This window comes from Pseudoduganella aquatica (assembly GCF_009857595.1).
GTDB classification, from domain to species: Bacteria; Pseudomonadota; Gammaproteobacteria; order Burkholderiales; family Burkholderiaceae_D; genus Rugamonas; species Rugamonas aquatica_A.
Genome location: NZ_WWCU01000004.1, coordinates 269,787 through 282,558, shown reverse-complemented (window position 1 = coordinate 282,558; position 12,772 = coordinate 269,787). Strand labels below are relative to the sequence as shown.

Here is a 12,772-nt window from a genome sequence, read left to right as displayed (position 1 = left end):
CGGCGCGGGCGATAGGCGCAACGCTGGCGCTGCGGCGGGCGGCGGGCTTGGCCGCCTGGCCGCCGCCGATGGTGAAGGCGGCCACTGCTTGCGACAGCTCCTCCGCCTGGTCGCGCAGCAGCTGGGCGGCGGCGGCGGTTTCTTCCACCAGCGACGCGTTTTCCTGCGTGACCTGGTCCATCTGCGTGATGGCCTGGTGCACCTGGGCGATGCCGGCGTTCTGCTCGTCGGTTGCGGCGCTGATGGCGGCGACGATGTCGGTCACCTGGCGCACGCTGGTCACCACTTCGCTCATGGTGGCGCCGGCCTGCTCCACCAGCTTGGTGCCGGAGCCTACCTTGTCCACGGAGTCTTCGATCAGCACCTTGATTTCCTTGGCCGCAGCGGCCGAGCGCTGTGCCAGGTTGCGCACTTCGGTGGCCACCACGGCGAAGCCGCGGCCCTGTTCACCGGCGCGCGCCGCTTCCACTGCCGCGTTCAGCGCCAGGATGTTGGTCTGGAAGGCGATGCCGTCGATGACGCTGATGATGTCGACGATCTTGCGCGACGAGTCGTTAATCGAGGACATGGTCATGGTCACCTGCTCCACCACGCTGCCGCCCTGCACCGCCACGTCGGACGCGGAACGCGCCAGCTGGTTGGCCTGGCGCGCGTTGTCCGCGTTCTGGCCCACGGTGGAGCTCAGTTCTTCCATGCTGGACGCGGTCTGCTCCAGCGCCGCCGCCTGCGAGGCGGTGCGCGAGGACAGGTCGCCGGTGCCGGCCGCGATCTGCTGCGAGGCCGAGCTGACGGTTTCGGTGGCGTTGCGCACCTTGCCGACCACGCCGCCGATATCGCTCAGCAGCTTGTTGAAGGCAACGGCGGTGTGGCCCACTTCGTCCATGCGCTCGACGCGCACTTGCTGCGTCAGGTCCAGCGACTGGCTCACGCTTTCCAGCGTGCCCTGGATGTTGCTCAGGCTGCCGCTGATGGTGCTATACAGCTGGAAGCCCAGCAAGGCGGTGACCACCAGGGCCGCGACGATCACGCCCACCAGCAGGTTGAAGGCGAATTTGTAGGCGGCGATCGATTCCTCGCGCACCTTGTCGATCAGGGTGTTGTTGTAGGCGATATGGTCGTCCAGCGCCTTCTTCACGCCGGCCGCGCCAACCGCCAGCGGCGAACCGCCCACCAGCGTGGCGCGCACGCCGTCCATATTGCCTGCGTAGGAAGCTTCCAGGAAGGGCACCAGCGCCTTGCGGTAGGTAGCCATAGCTTCGCGGTCCGCTTCCACCATTTTGCGGTCGGTGTCGTCGGTGGCGTTTTCTTTTTCGTACTTGGCCAGGATCTCGTCGAACTTGCCGTGGGCGTCGTTGTAGGCTTTGACCAGGGAGGCGCGGTCCGGCATCTTGCATGGGTCTGGGCACTCGGCTGGCGCCGGCGCGGAGAAGACCGACAGGCGGTAGCCTGCCAGGCGGCTGTCGGACACCGCGTTCTTTGCCATGTTCAGGCCGGCGATGCTCGGGATGAGCGAAGTCTGCACGGTGTCCAGGCGGGCCTGGGCGCGCTGCAGCTGCACTACGCCGCTGATGCCGACAAAGAGCAGCGCTAGCAGCGCCACGGACAGGGTCAGCATGAGGCGTTTGGTAATGGTCATGGTGTTTCTTCTCAGAGTGGATTGATACGGGCGATAGTTATCAAAAATGACTATCTTGTTACAAGGAAAGTAATTTCAGACTCAATTGTAACGAACCGTGTCCACTCTTGGCTATAATGCCCGGACCGCCGCTACGGCTTTTATCAAGGACTGTTGGGATGACACATCATGTTGCGGCTTGCCTCGCCTTTGCATCGATAGCGGCTTTTTCCATGCCAGCCACTGCGGGCGATGCGAACCCCTTTGAATTGGTCGAGGACAAGCCGCTGAGCGAGCTGTGGATCAACCCCGGGTTCTATTCCTACCATTTCGACCGCGAGCGCAATCTGAACGACCGCAATCCCGGCATCGGCGCGGAATACCGCTTCTCCACAGTCGCTGCCGCGACCGCCGGCCGCTTCTACAATAGCGACCGCAAATATTCCAATTATGCCGGCGTGTACTACCAGCCCTTCGCCATCGGCCCGGTGCGTTTCGGTGCAGTGGTGGGCGGCTTTAACGGTTACCCGAAAATGCGCGACGGCGGCTGGTTCCTGGCCGCCATTCCGGTGATGAGTTTTGAATACCAGCGCGTGGGCGCCAATATCGCCGTGATCCCGCGCTACAAGGACAGGCTGTACGGCGCCCTGTCGGTGCAGCTCAAATTCAAGCTGACCGACTAGGACTGCCTTGCGCCTTAGTTGGCTTTGCCCTTAGCCGAGACCGCGATCTGGTCAAGGATATGCTTGGGCACTTCGGCGTAATGCTTGAACTCCATGGTGTACGTGGCCCGGCCCTGCGTGAGCGAGCGTAGCGTGGTGGAGTAGCCGAACATCTCGGCCAGCGGCACAGACGCGCGGATGATCTTCCCGCCGCCGCCGGGGATCTCGTCCATGCCCTGCACCATGCCGCGCCGCGACGTGAGGTCGCCCATGGCGTTGCCCATGAACTCCTCCGGCGTTTCCACTTCCACGTGCATCATCGGCTCCAGCAGCACCGGCGACGCGCGCCGCATGCCCTCCTTGAAAGCCATCGAGCCGGCCATGCGGAAGGCGTTCTCGTTCGAGTCCACGTCGTGGTAGGAGCCGAAAGTGAGCGTGACCTTCACGTCCACCACCGGATAGCCCGCCAGCACGCCGTTCTGCAGCGTCTCCTGGATGCCCTTCTCCACTGCCGGAATGAATTCGCGCGGTATCACGCCGCCCTTGATGGCGTCCACGAACTCAAAGCCCTTGCCGGCGCCGGACGGCTCCACCGTCAGCACCGCATGGCCGTACTGCCCGCGCCCGCCGGACTGCTTGACGAACTTGCCTTCCACGTCGGTCGCCTTCTTGGTGATGGTTTCGCGGTAAGCCACTTGCGGCTTGCCCACGGTCGCCTCCACGCCGAACTCGCGCCGCATGCGGTCCACCAGGATCTCCAGGTGCAGCTCGCCCATGCCGGACATGATGGTCTGGCCCGATTCCTGGTCGGTATGCACCTTGAACGACGGATCTTCCTGCGCCAGGCGGTTCAGGGCGATGCCCATCTTCTCCTGGTCGGCCTTGGTCTTCGGTTCCACCGCCTGCGAAATCACCGGCTCGGGGAAGATCATTTTCTCCAGCACGATCACGTGGTCCGGATTGCTCAGTGTGTCGCCGGTGGTGACGGCCTTCAGGCCCACCGCAGCAGCGATATCGCCGGCGTACACTTCCTTGATCTCCTTGCGCTCATTGGCGTGCATCTGCAGGATGCGGCCCAGGCGCTCCTTCTGGCTCTTGGTCGGGTTGTACACCGTGTCGCCCGAATTCACCACGCCGGAATACACGCGGAAGAAGGTCAGCTGGCCCACGAAGGGATCGGTCATGATCTTGAAGGCGAGCGCGGAGAACGGCTCGTCGTCCGCCGGATGGCGCTCGATCGGGTTGTCCTGCTCGTCGTGGCCGGAAATGGCCGGCACGTCCAGCGGCGAAGGCAAATACTCGATCACCGCGTCCAGCATGGCTTGCACGCCGCGGTTCTTGAAGGCGCTGCCTGCCAGCATGGGCACGATCTCGTTGCGGATGGTGCGGTCGCGCAGGCCCTGCTTGATCTCGGCCTCGGTCAGCACGCCGCCGTCCAGGTATTTTTCCAGCAGCTCGGGCGAGCCTTCGGCGGCCGCCTCCACCATATGGTCGTGCCACTTCTGCGCCAGCTCTTTCAAGTCGGCGGGAATGTCCTCGTAGGTGAACTTCACGCCCAGGCTGGCGTCGTCCCAGTTAATGGCGCGCATCTTCACCAGGTCCACCACGCCGTGGAAATTGTCCTCGGCGCCGAGCGGAATCTGGATGGGCACGGCGGTGCCTTTCAAGCGGTCCTTGATCTGCTGCTGCACGCGGAAGAAGTCCGCGCCCACGCGGTCCATCTTGTTGATGAAGGCAATGCGCGGCACCTTGTACTTGTTGGCCTGGCGCCAGACGGTCTCGGACTGCGGCTGCACACCGCCCACCGAGTCGTACACCATGACGGCGCCGTCCAGCACGCGCATGGACCGCTCCACCTCGATGGTGAAGTCCACGTGGCCGGGGGTGTCGATAATGTTGATGCGGTGCTCGGGGAAATTGCCCGCCATGCCCTTCCAGAAGGCAGTGGTGGCGGCCGAGGTAATGGTAATGCCGCGCTCCTGCTCCTGCTCCATCCAGTCCATGGTGGCAGCGCCGTTGTGCACCTCGCCGATTTTGTGATTGACGCCGGTGTAGAACAGGATGCGCTCGGTGGTCGTGGTTTTACCGGCGTCGATGTGAGCGCTGATGCCGATATTGCGGTAACGCTCGATAGGTGTCTTGCGGGTCATCACAATCTCCTTGAAACGAGGCCCGGCTGCGGGTCGTCGTTGATTCTATCAGTAATGGATCACTGAAGTATGGCGTGCTTGGCCAAATTCAAGTGCATGCTGGCAAAAGTGCGCGGCATTTGCCAACAATCAATATAGACTGCCCACAAATATATTAAGCCCATCATCCCATGAAGATCAAAACCCCGCTGGCCATGCAATCCCTGATCGCCTTCGCCGCGCTGGCCCCTGCGGCCGCCCTGGCCCAGGACGCGTCCGAAATCGAAGTACTGCTGCAGCGCTGCTCGGTGCTGGGCGATCCCAGCTTGCGCCTGAGCTGTTATGACGCGCTGGCCAAGAAAGGCCCGCTGGCGTCCACGCCGCCCGCCGCCGGCGCAGCGGCCGCTACCGAACCGGCGGCGGTGATCGCGCCCGCCGTGGCGGCGGCGAAAGCCGAGGCGGCGGCCACGGCCATGGCGGCGGTGGCCGCCGCCGTGCCGGAGCAGCCATTGTCGCGCATGGTCCAGAAGTGGGAGCTGGACCAGCCGTCCAAGCGCGGCGTGTTCTCCTTCAGCCCGCACCGCGACACCTATCTGCTGCTGGCCAACTACAGCAACGGCACCAATGACGGGCCGTTCAAGGAATTTACGCCGGCCGGCCTGAAAAGCAAGCACGTGGAACTGAGCTACCAGCTCAGCTTCAAGATGAAGATGATGGAAAGTATCGCCGCCAGCCCCTTCGACCTGTGGTTCGCCTACACGCAGCAGAGCTTCTGGCAGGCCTACAACCGCTCGGCATCCAGCCCCTTCCGCGAAACCAACTACCAGCCCGAGCTGATGGCGGTGGCGCCGCTGAACGCCGGCATCGGCGAGGCGCGGCTGCGCTATGTGAATTTCGGCATGGTGCACCAGTCCAACGGCCAGACGTCCACGCTGTCGCGCAGCTGGAACCGGCTGTACGCCGAGGTGGGCGGGGAATGGGGGCCGCATTTCAGCGCCACCCTGCGCGTGTGGCAGCGGCTGGACAACGCCAAGTCGGACAACGACAACATCGACATCAGCGACTTCATGGGGCGGGGCGACCTGCGCCTGGCCTACCGCAACGCCGGCCACGAGTACGCGCTGCTGGCGCGGCGCAACCTGAGCACCAATCACGGTTTCCTGCAGCTGGGCTGGCACTTCCCGCTGCGCGACAATCTGAAAGGCTATCTGCAAGGCAGCACCGGCTATGGCCAGAGCCTGATCGACTACAACTATGCCCAGAAATCCGTGGGCGCAGGCGTGCTGGTGGAGTTCTAGCGGCCGGGAGAGCCGCGCAGCACGCGCGCAGGCAGCATGACGATGGCGCGCAGCAGGCCGAACACCGCATCCACGCCGATGCCGATCAGGCGGAACGGCAACAGCAGCAGCCAGACCAGCGGATAGAGCAGCAAAGCCAGCAAGGCCAGCGGCCAACACAGAAACAGCAGAACCAGCCACAGCATAAAACTCAGCATGATGCGCTCCAGGGAGGTACGTTTTCGACAACGTTAATGTAACCTAACTGGGCGCGCCAATTATGTCCATGCGACAAGCTGCAGCATGGACCGACCAATTGTGAAAATCCGGGGGTGAACGGCGCAGCGCCGGCGCGCTACAGTGCAATTAGTCCGGCAACTTGAGTGACAACAGGATGGCGCGTACGGCCGCCTTGAACAGCTCGTCCGGGTGCTCCTTTTTCAGGTAAAAACCCTTCAATTCCAGGCTGGCGATGCCGTGCAGCGCGGCCCACAGCAGGCGCGCGGCCGCCGTCGGACTGGATTTCGGCAGCAAGCCCTGCTCCATGCAGCGCTCGAACTGGCGTATCAGCGGCGTGAACGTGCCCCAGGCCGACACGCGCGACTCCAGCGGCGGGATAAAGCCGGCAATGGCGTCGCCGAACATCACCAGGTAGTAGCTGGGATTGCGGCGCGAGAAGTCCAGGTAGGCGCGTGCGCACAGCCACACGCCCTGTTCGGCATCCACTTTGGCCAGTTCCGCCTCGGTGGCCTCAAAGTCGCGCTTCAGGCGTTCGCAGCCCTCCAGGTAGAGCGCATTGCTGAGTCCGTCCTTGCCGCCGAAGATGGAATACAGCAGCGTGGTCGAACAATTGACGGCCTCGGCCACCTTGCGCACGGTGAGCGCGGCCGGCCCCTCCTCCACCAGCAAACGGCTGGCGGCGTCCAGCATGCCCTGGCGCAGCGCCCCCCGCAAATCTTCCTGTTCCTGGCGAAAATCGACAACTTTGGCTTTTGTCATGAAGTCATGCTCTAAAATTCAGTGGAAAAAACAGCGTTTTTTCTGATAACATCGTATCAGACCTAACCGGAGGAGCATATCATGACATCGAATCACATCCCAGAGGTACTGCGCAAACTGGCCCTGCCCGTGATCGGCTCGCCGCTGTTCATCGCCAGCGGCCCCAAGCTGGTGGCCGCGCAGTGCAAAGCCGGCATCGTCGGCTCCTTCCCGGCGCTGAACGCGCGCCCGGCCGAGCTGCTGGACACCTGGCTGACGGACTTGAAAGCCGAACTGGCCGCCTACCAGGAAGCCAACCCGGACGCGATAGTCGGCCCCATCGCCGTCAACCAGATCGTGCACCAGTCCAACACCCGCCTGGCGCATGACGTGGAGATGTGCGTAAAGCACCAGGTGCCCATCATTATTTCCTCGCTGCGCGCGCCGCCGAAAGAGATGCTGGACGCCATCCACAGCTACGGCGGCATCGTGCTGCACGACGTGGTGTCGATCCGCCATGCGAAGAAGGCGCTGGAAGCGGGCGTGGACGGCCTGATCCTGGTGGCGAGCGGCGCCGGCGGCCATGCGGGCACGCTGTCGCCGTTTGCGCTGGTGGGGGAAGTGCGGAAATTCTTCAAGGGTCCGATCGCCCTGTCCGGCTCGATCGCCACGGGCGACGCCATTCTGGCGGCGCAAGCCATGGGCGCGGACTTCGCCTACATCGGCTCGCGCTGGCTGGCCACGGAGGAAGCGAATGTGGACGACGGCTACCGCCAGGCCATTATCGAATCGACGGCGGCGGACATTGTCTACACCAACCTGTTCACCGGCGTGCACGGCAACTACCTGAAGAAATCCATCGTGGCGGCCGGACTGGACCCGGACGCGCTGCCCGAGGCCGACAAAACGGCCATGGACTTCGGCTCCGGCAGCACCGCCAAGGCCAAAGCCTGGCGCGACATCTGGGGCGCTGGCCAGGGCGTGGGCCTGATGGAAGACGCGCCGACGGTGGCCGAGCTGGTCCGCCGCCTGACAGCGGAATACGACAGCGCCCGCGCCCGCCTGCTGGACCTGCGCGCCGCTTAATAGTAGCCTACTGGCCGACGCAAATGATCTTGGTTTCGTACTCTTTTGCGTTCGGCTTCTTCTTCTGAGCCCAGGCGATAGCCTGCTCGGCTTCCGGCACGGTCAGGATGGTGGCCTTCTCCTTCGACTTAATGAAGGACACCCCTTCGAACACGCCTTCCTTGCTGCGCATCACCTTCGCAAACACAGGCGGCTTGTCGCCGTCGGCGATCTTCTTCTGCTGGATGATGTAGCGGCGATCTTCTTGTTCCATAGCAAATACGCTTTAATTAAAACCCCCGAGTATACAGCCATCCCGACGTCGGGGTCACGTCGGGGTCAGTTCTGTCATCACGTCATTTTGACGCAATGACAGAACTGACCCCGGGGTTGATCAACGAGTTTCAGGCGTAGGCAGGCGCGTAGTGGTGGGGCTGGAGGGCGGATTCGTACAGGACTTCGCAGCGCAGCGATGCTTGCAGCGAGGGCAGCGAGCCGCCGGCGCGGTATTGGAAGCTCACTTCCAGCACGTCGCCTTCTTTGGCCTGTACCGGCTTGGCCAGCGGTAGCGTCATGTAGTGGTTCAGCCAGTCTATCGTGCTGTTGCGCTCCTGGACCACGGAGAGGATGTTCTTGGTGACGAAGCGCATGGCGTTCACGCAGCCGCTGCGCTCTACCACGAACTTGCCTTGCCAGCCTATCATCATGTCGTTGGGCTGGGTGAAGTCGAGCACGCTGTACACGGCGGGCTGCGCCATTTCCACGGTGCCGGGGTAGATGACCTGGGTTTCCTGGAATTGCACGATGGGGGCGAAGAAGCCTTCAAAGTCGTATTCCTGCTGCAGCGGCTGGACCGCCATGATGACCGCTTCGGGCATGAACACCGGCAGCGGGCCGCCGAAGCGCTCGAGGTAGCGGCGCTTGAACGATTCGATCACTTCCACCTGCTTTTCACGCAGCATGCCGACGTGGATCATTTCGCAGATCACGACGTCCACCGGCTCGGGCGGCAAGTATTCGAAGGCGTCCGCGTGGATGACTTCGACCTTCTCGCCGTTCGGGTTGATGGCGAGGAATTTGCGCGCTTCCTTGACCATGTCCGGGTTGAATTCGACGCAATACACTTTGCTGGCCTTGGCCGCCGCAAAGAAGGAAAGCACACCGGTGCCGCCTCCCAGTTCCAGCACTTTCATGCCCGGCTTCACCGCGTAGGCTATGGCGGATTTGAAGCTGTGCATGCGGTTCTGGTCCATCAGCATATTGTGATGGTAGTGGACAGGGATAAACTGTCCGAGATAGCAGCTCTCTATTTCACGTTCATTCAGCATGGTTTTTCCTTGTTAGCGCAACGTAGCCATTATCTTTGCGGCAGGCGCAAAGCTAAGCGGCGAGTTGCGCCGGAAAAACCGTCTACTTTGCCGTTTTCGCGGCGAGATGGGCTTTGATGGCCTTGGCGATCCAGGGCTTTTCGGCGCGGATGGCGAACTCGGCGGCGTCCACGCGATAAGCGCCGTCCTTCAGCGTGGCGTCGGCGCCCTGCTCCAGCAGCAACTTGACGGCGTCTTCCATGCCTTCGCGCGCGGCCAGCATCAGCGGCGTGAGGCCGCTGGGCGAGCCGGCGTCGATGTAGGCGTGGTGCTCGAGCAGCATGTTCATGATGTCGAGGTCGCCCGCCGCCGCCGCGAAGTGCAGCGGCGTCCAGCCTTTGCGGTTCACTTGCGCGCCCTTGGCGATCATGGCGGCCACCGCTGCCTTGTTGTGCTTGAAGGCGGCCATCATCAGCGCCGTGCTCCCGTTGGCGGACTGCGCTTCGAGGTCGATCCTGGGATGCTGCAGCAGGATGGCGAAGACGCGGTTGGCGTCGTGCCGCATGGCGACGATGAGGCCGGTTTCGCCGCGTTCCGGCTCGTGCAGGTTGGGGTCCAGGCCGCGCTTGAGCACGTCGCGCACGACGATGACGTTGTCCACCTGGGCGGCGCGGAAGAAGTCGACCTGGTCTTCGGTTTCGGCAAGCGCCGGAACGGTCAGCATCAGGGCGATGGCGGACAGCAGCAGCCGGCGTTTGATGGTCATGTATTACCTGAGAAGATTAACGTACCACGTTGAATAATTTGAAGAAGTTGTCGCTGGTCTGCTGCGCCACCTGCTCCACGGACACGCCCTTGAGCTTGGCGATGTATTCAGCCACGTGGGCAACAAAGCCGGGCTCGTTCATCTTGCCCCGGTGCGGCATGGGGGCCAGGTAGGGCGAGTCGGTTTCGATCAGCATCTGTTTCAGCGGCACTTCCATGGCCACCGCCTGCAAATCCTTGGCGCTCTTGAAAGTGACGATGCCGGAGAAGGAGATGTAGAAGCCCATGTCCATGGCCGCGCGCGCCACTTCCAGCGATTCGGTGAAGCAGTGCATCACGCCCGCCACGCCGCCCTGGTCGGTGCCCGCGCCCTCTTCCTGCATGATGCGGATGGTGTCGGCGCTGGCGGCTCTTGTGTGGATAATCAAGGGCTTGCGCGTGATTCTTGAAGCTTTGATGTGGGTGCGGAAGCGTTCGCGCTGCCACTCCAGGTCGCCTTCCAGGCGGTAGTAGTCCAGCCCGGTCTCGCCGATGGCGATGATGCGCGGGTTGTCGGCCAGCTGCACCAGCTGTTCGACGCTGGGTTCCGGCGTGTCTTCATAGTCGGGATGCACGCCAACCGAGGCGTAGATGTGCGGATATTGTTCGGCCAGCGCCAGGACTTGCGGGAAGTCCGGCAGGTCGACCGACACGCAAAGCGCGTGGGTGACCTTGTTCTCGGCCATTTTGCCGAGTATCTCGGGCATGCGAGCAGCCAGCTCGGGGAAATTGATGTGGCAGTGGGAATCGATAAACATGCCGTGATTGTACGCGAGCGGCGGCGAGGCCGCCACGGCTAGGGTATCAGCCGGTTCGCCGCCAGGAAGGCCTTGATGCCGTTGGGGTGCGCTTGCTTCCACGCCTCGAACTCGGGGCGGTAGGCTTCGCGGTACATCAGCAGCAGCACGGCGGCCTCCAGCTGTTCCGGCGCGGCCAGCTTGCGCAGCGCCTGCAGCGCGGGCGTCACCGGCGCGGGGCCGCCGGCCTGCACCAGCTCGTCGGCCACCTTGAGGGCGGTGGTCCAGCCGGCCAGCTCCTGCGCGAACGGCGAGAGCTTGCGGCCGTCCTTTTCGGCGGCCGCGCGGGCGTTCACCTGGGCGACGGCGTAGGTCAGCCACATTGCGTAGTCGGTGTTGGCCTCGGCCTTGGCGTCCTTGAACTCGCCGTCCATCTGCACGGTGGACTTGCCGGACTTGGCGTCGAAGGACACCGAGGCCTTGCGTTCCAGGCGCAGGCGCGCGTAAGGCTGCTTGTCCAGCTCGGCGATCATGGCCAACCGCTCCCAGCTTGGCTGCTGTCCGGGCTGGGCCGCCACGGCGTTCAGCGCGGCGGCCTCGGCGCCGGCGCGGTTGCCCAGACGCATCAGCGCGTCGGCCTGGAAGCGCCAGGCCTGGGCGTTTTGCGGGTCGACCGCTGCCGCTTTCTGGAACAGCATTTCGGCGGCGGGCCAGTTTTTTTCGACGAAATAGGTGTCGCCCTCCATCAGCCAGGCGTTGGAGAACTTGGGATCGGCCAGCTGCGCTTCGCGGTATTTGACGCGCGCCGCTTCGTACTGTCCTTTATGGAACAGCACTTCGCCCTCGGCATAAGCCTGGCCCGCCGCTTCGCTGGGCTTGTAGGCGGGAACCACCGTCGGGTCCGACTGCATGCGCAGCACTTCGGCGGCCATGGGGTCGTTGGCGGCCAGTTTCAGCGCCGCGCGCGCCAGCGCTTCGGCTTGCTGCCGCACCTTGGCGGCGGACTCGGCGGGCATGCCGCCCGCCAGCGCCTGCAGCAGGTATGCCGCCGAGGACAGCGGGCTGGAAGCGTCCGGCGAAAGCTTGCGCGCCGCCTCGTATTTTTCCAGCGCTTCCTTGAACTGGCCGTTGGCCTGCAGGGCCTGGCCTTCTGACACCAGCTTCTGGCTTTCGGCGCTGCCCATCAGCACGGCCCTTGCCGGCTGTGCTGCGCAAATTCCGAGGGCTAGAACAAGGATGATTTTACGCAGCATGGCAGCTTTCGAAGGAGGTTGAAGGTTTAGGCCACGCGCTTGCCCAGGATGATAAGGTCGCGCTCTATGCCGTCCAGGTTGGCAACCTTGGGCAGATTGGCCCAGGTTTCAAAGCCGAAGCGGGAGAACAGGCCCAGGCTGGGCTGGTTGTGGCCGAAGATGAAGCCAAGCAGCGTGTGCACATTGATGCTGGGCGCGAAATCGATGGCTTCCTGCAGCGCGTAGCGGCCTATGCCCTTGCCGCGCGCCTCTTCGGCGATATAAATCGACACTTCCGCCGTGCCCGAATACGCGGGGCGGCCGTAGAAGTTGGAATAGGAAATCCAGCCCAGGATGGCGGGCGCAGCGGAATTGTCGTCCGCCCCTTCAATGACCCACAGCGGGCGGCGCTCCGGCGTGTGCTCATGGAACCAGGCCAGGCGGGACTCGACCGATACCGGCTCGGTGTCGGCGGTCACTTCGCGCGAGGCGATGGTGCTGTTGTAGATTGCGACGATGGTGGGCAAGTCGTTGAGCGTGGCGATGCGGTGGCGGTAGGACATGTATAAAAACGCGGAGATGGTTAAAGGGTGTGCGTGGCGCGCGACGAACGCAGCGCGGCGCCGAGGATTTCCTCGATGCGGGCGCGGACGCGGTGGCCGGATTCGTCGTCGGGGAAATGCAGGCCTATGCCTTGCGCCTTGTTGTGCGCGGCGCTGGGCGGCGTGATCCAGGCGACCTTGCCTGCGATCGGATATTTGGCGGTGTCGTCCATCAGCGCCAGGATCAGGTAGATCTCGTCGCCGATTTTGTGGGGCTTCTGGGTCGGCACGAAGATGCCGCCGTGTTTGAGGAACGGCATGTAGGCCGCGTAGAGCGCGGCCTTTTCCTTAATCGCCAGCGACAGCACGGTGGGCCGCGCTATCGGTACGGCATTGGGATCGATGGTGCTGCCGGTCAATTCGT

Annotated in this window: 14 protein-coding genes; 3 read left to right on the top strand and 11 right to left on the bottom strand. The window is 63.4% G+C overall.

Features of this window, described 5'->3' with window-relative positions; translation table 11 throughout:
• Window positions 1-1,636: methyl-accepting chemotaxis protein (locus GTP77_RS06305; protein ID WP_161071322.1), on the bottom strand; the 1,636-nt coding region annotated here is incomplete at its 3' end.
• A gap of 212 nt (window positions 1,637-1,848) precedes the next feature.
• Here GTP77_RS06305 and GTP77_RS06300 point away from each other — a divergent pair.
• On the top strand, window positions 1,849-2,298 hold the full coding sequence (locus GTP77_RS06300) for a hypothetical protein (RefSeq protein WP_161071321.1): 450 nt from the start codon (window positions 1,849-1,851) through the stop codon (window positions 2,296-2,298).
• 14 nt (window positions 2,299-2,312) lie between these two features.
• Here the strand turns inward: GTP77_RS06300 and fusA are convergent, their stop codons facing one another.
• Window positions 2,313-4,427, bottom strand: a complete 2,115-nt coding sequence (gene fusA / locus GTP77_RS06295) for an elongation factor G (RefSeq protein ID WP_161071320.1) — start codon at window positions 4,425-4,427, stop codon at window positions 2,313-2,315.
• Window positions 4,428-4,597: 170 nt separating this feature from the next.
• Here fusA and GTP77_RS06290 point away from each other — a divergent pair, with 170 nt between their 5' ends.
• Window positions 4,598-5,704, top strand: a complete 1,107-nt coding sequence (locus tag GTP77_RS06290; RefSeq protein ID WP_161071319.1) for a phospholipase A — start codon at window positions 4,598-4,600, stop codon at window positions 5,702-5,704.
• On the opposite strand, the gene GTP77_RS06285 is transcribed toward GTP77_RS06290, so the two are convergent.
• Together GTP77_RS06285 and GTP77_RS06280 are read right to left on the bottom strand one after the other, a co-directional pair.
• Complete coding sequence (locus GTP77_RS06285) at window positions 5,701-5,901, bottom strand: hypothetical protein (protein ID WP_161071318.1); 201 nt, start codon at window positions 5,899-5,901, stop codon at window positions 5,701-5,703. The genes GTP77_RS06290 and GTP77_RS06285 overlap by 4 nt on opposite strands.
• Window positions 5,902-6,049: 148 nt before the next feature.
• Window positions 6,050-6,682: a TetR/AcrR family transcriptional regulator gene (locus tag GTP77_RS06280; RefSeq protein WP_161071317.1), complete on the bottom strand. Its 633-nt coding sequence runs from the start codon at window positions 6,680-6,682 to the stop codon at window positions 6,050-6,052.
• A gap of 81 nt (window positions 6,683-6,763) precedes the next feature.
• Between GTP77_RS06280 and GTP77_RS06275 the strand changes: the two genes are divergently transcribed.
• A complete protein-coding gene (locus GTP77_RS06275) occupies window positions 6,764-7,747 on the top strand; it encodes an NAD(P)H-dependent flavin oxidoreductase (RefSeq protein ID WP_161071316.1) in 984 nt (327 codons plus the stop codon).
• Window positions 7,748-7,754: 7 nt separating this feature from the next.
• On the opposite strand, the gene GTP77_RS06270 is transcribed toward GTP77_RS06275, so the two are convergent.
• The 7 genes from GTP77_RS06270 to GTP77_RS06240 all read right to left on the bottom strand — a co-directional run bounded on the left by GTP77_RS06270 (window position 7,755) and on the right by GTP77_RS06240 (window position 12,767).
• Window positions 7,755-8,000 carry a hypothetical protein gene (locus tag GTP77_RS06270; RefSeq protein WP_161071315.1) on the bottom strand — a complete coding sequence of 82 codons (246 nt, stop codon included), beginning with the start codon at window positions 7,998-8,000 and terminating at the stop codon, window positions 7,755-7,757.
• 130 nt (window positions 8,001-8,130) lie between these two features.
• Window positions 8,131-9,054 (bottom strand): class I SAM-dependent methyltransferase, encoded by a 924-nt coding sequence (locus GTP77_RS06265; RefSeq protein ID WP_161071314.1) that lies wholly within the window; start codon window positions 9,052-9,054, stop codon window positions 8,131-8,133.
• 82 nt (window positions 9,055-9,136) lie between these two features.
• Window positions 9,137-9,799: an ankyrin repeat domain-containing protein gene (locus GTP77_RS06260; protein WP_161071313.1), complete on the bottom strand. Its 663-nt coding sequence runs from the start codon at window positions 9,797-9,799 to the stop codon at window positions 9,137-9,139.
• Between the two features lie 16 nt (window positions 9,800-9,815).
• Entirely contained in the window at window positions 9,816-10,595 is a 780-nt protein-coding gene (locus GTP77_RS06255; RefSeq protein ID WP_161071312.1) for a TatD family hydrolase, read from the bottom strand.
• A 38-nt stretch (window positions 10,596-10,633) separates the two neighbouring features.
• Window positions 10,634-11,758 (bottom strand): tetratricopeptide repeat protein, encoded by a 1,125-nt coding sequence (locus GTP77_RS06250; protein WP_161071311.1) that lies wholly within the window; start codon window positions 11,756-11,758, stop codon window positions 10,634-10,636.
• A gap of 95 nt (window positions 11,759-11,853) precedes the next feature.
• Window positions 11,854-12,369 carry a GNAT family N-acetyltransferase gene (locus GTP77_RS06245; protein ID WP_161071310.1) on the bottom strand — a complete coding sequence of 172 codons (516 nt, stop codon included), beginning with the start codon at window positions 12,367-12,369 and terminating at the stop codon, window positions 11,854-11,856.
• Between the two features lie 20 nt (window positions 12,370-12,389).
• Complete coding sequence (locus tag GTP77_RS06240; protein ID WP_161071309.1) at window positions 12,390-12,767, bottom strand: PilZ domain-containing protein; 378 nt, start codon at window positions 12,765-12,767, stop codon at window positions 12,390-12,392.
• Between the last annotated feature and the right edge of the window lie 5 nt (window positions 12,768-12,772).

Bases quoted from the DNA above. Each gene is read 5' to 3' on its own strand.
- GTP77_RS06275 (WP_161071316.1), top strand. From the start codon at position 6,764: ATGACATCGAATCACATCCCAGAGGTACTGCGCAAACTGGCCCTGCCC.
- GTP77_RS06280 (WP_161071317.1), bottom strand. From the start codon at position 6,682: ATGACAAAAGCCAAAGTTGTCGATTTTCGCCAGGAACAGGAAGATTTG.
- fusA (WP_161071320.1), bottom strand. From the start codon at position 4,427: ATGACCCGCAAGACACCTATCGAGCGTTACCGCAATATCGGCATCAGC.
- GTP77_RS06245 (WP_161071310.1), bottom strand. From the start codon at position 12,369: ATGTCCTACCGCCACCGCATCGCCACGCTCAACGACTTGCCCACCATC.
- GTP77_RS06255 (WP_161071312.1), bottom strand. From the start codon at position 10,595: ATGTTTATCGATTCCCACTGCCACATCAATTTCCCCGAGCTGGCTGCT.
- GTP77_RS06290 (WP_161071319.1), top strand. From the start codon at position 4,598: ATGAAGATCAAAACCCCGCTGGCCATGCAATCCCTGATCGCCTTCGCC.
- GTP77_RS06250 (WP_161071311.1), bottom strand. From the start codon at position 11,758: ATGGGCAGCGCCGAAAGCCAGAAGCTGGTGTCAGAAGGCCAGGCCCTG.
- GTP77_RS06260 (WP_161071313.1), bottom strand. From the start codon at position 9,799: ATGACCATCAAACGCCGGCTGCTGCTGTCCGCCATCGCCCTGATGCTG.
- GTP77_RS06285 (WP_161071318.1), bottom strand. From the start codon at position 5,901: ATGCTGAGTTTTATGCTGTGGCTGGTTCTGCTGTTTCTGTGTTGGCCG.
- GTP77_RS06270 (WP_161071315.1), bottom strand. From the start codon at position 8,000: ATGGAACAAGAAGATCGCCGCTACATCATCCAGCAGAAGAAGATCGCC.
- GTP77_RS06265 (WP_161071314.1), bottom strand. From the start codon at position 9,054: ATGCTGAATGAACGTGAAATAGAGAGCTGCTATCTCGGACAGTTTATC.
- GTP77_RS06300 (WP_161071321.1), top strand. From the start codon at position 1,849: ATGCCAGCCACTGCGGGCGATGCGAACCCCTTTGAATTGGTCGAGGAC.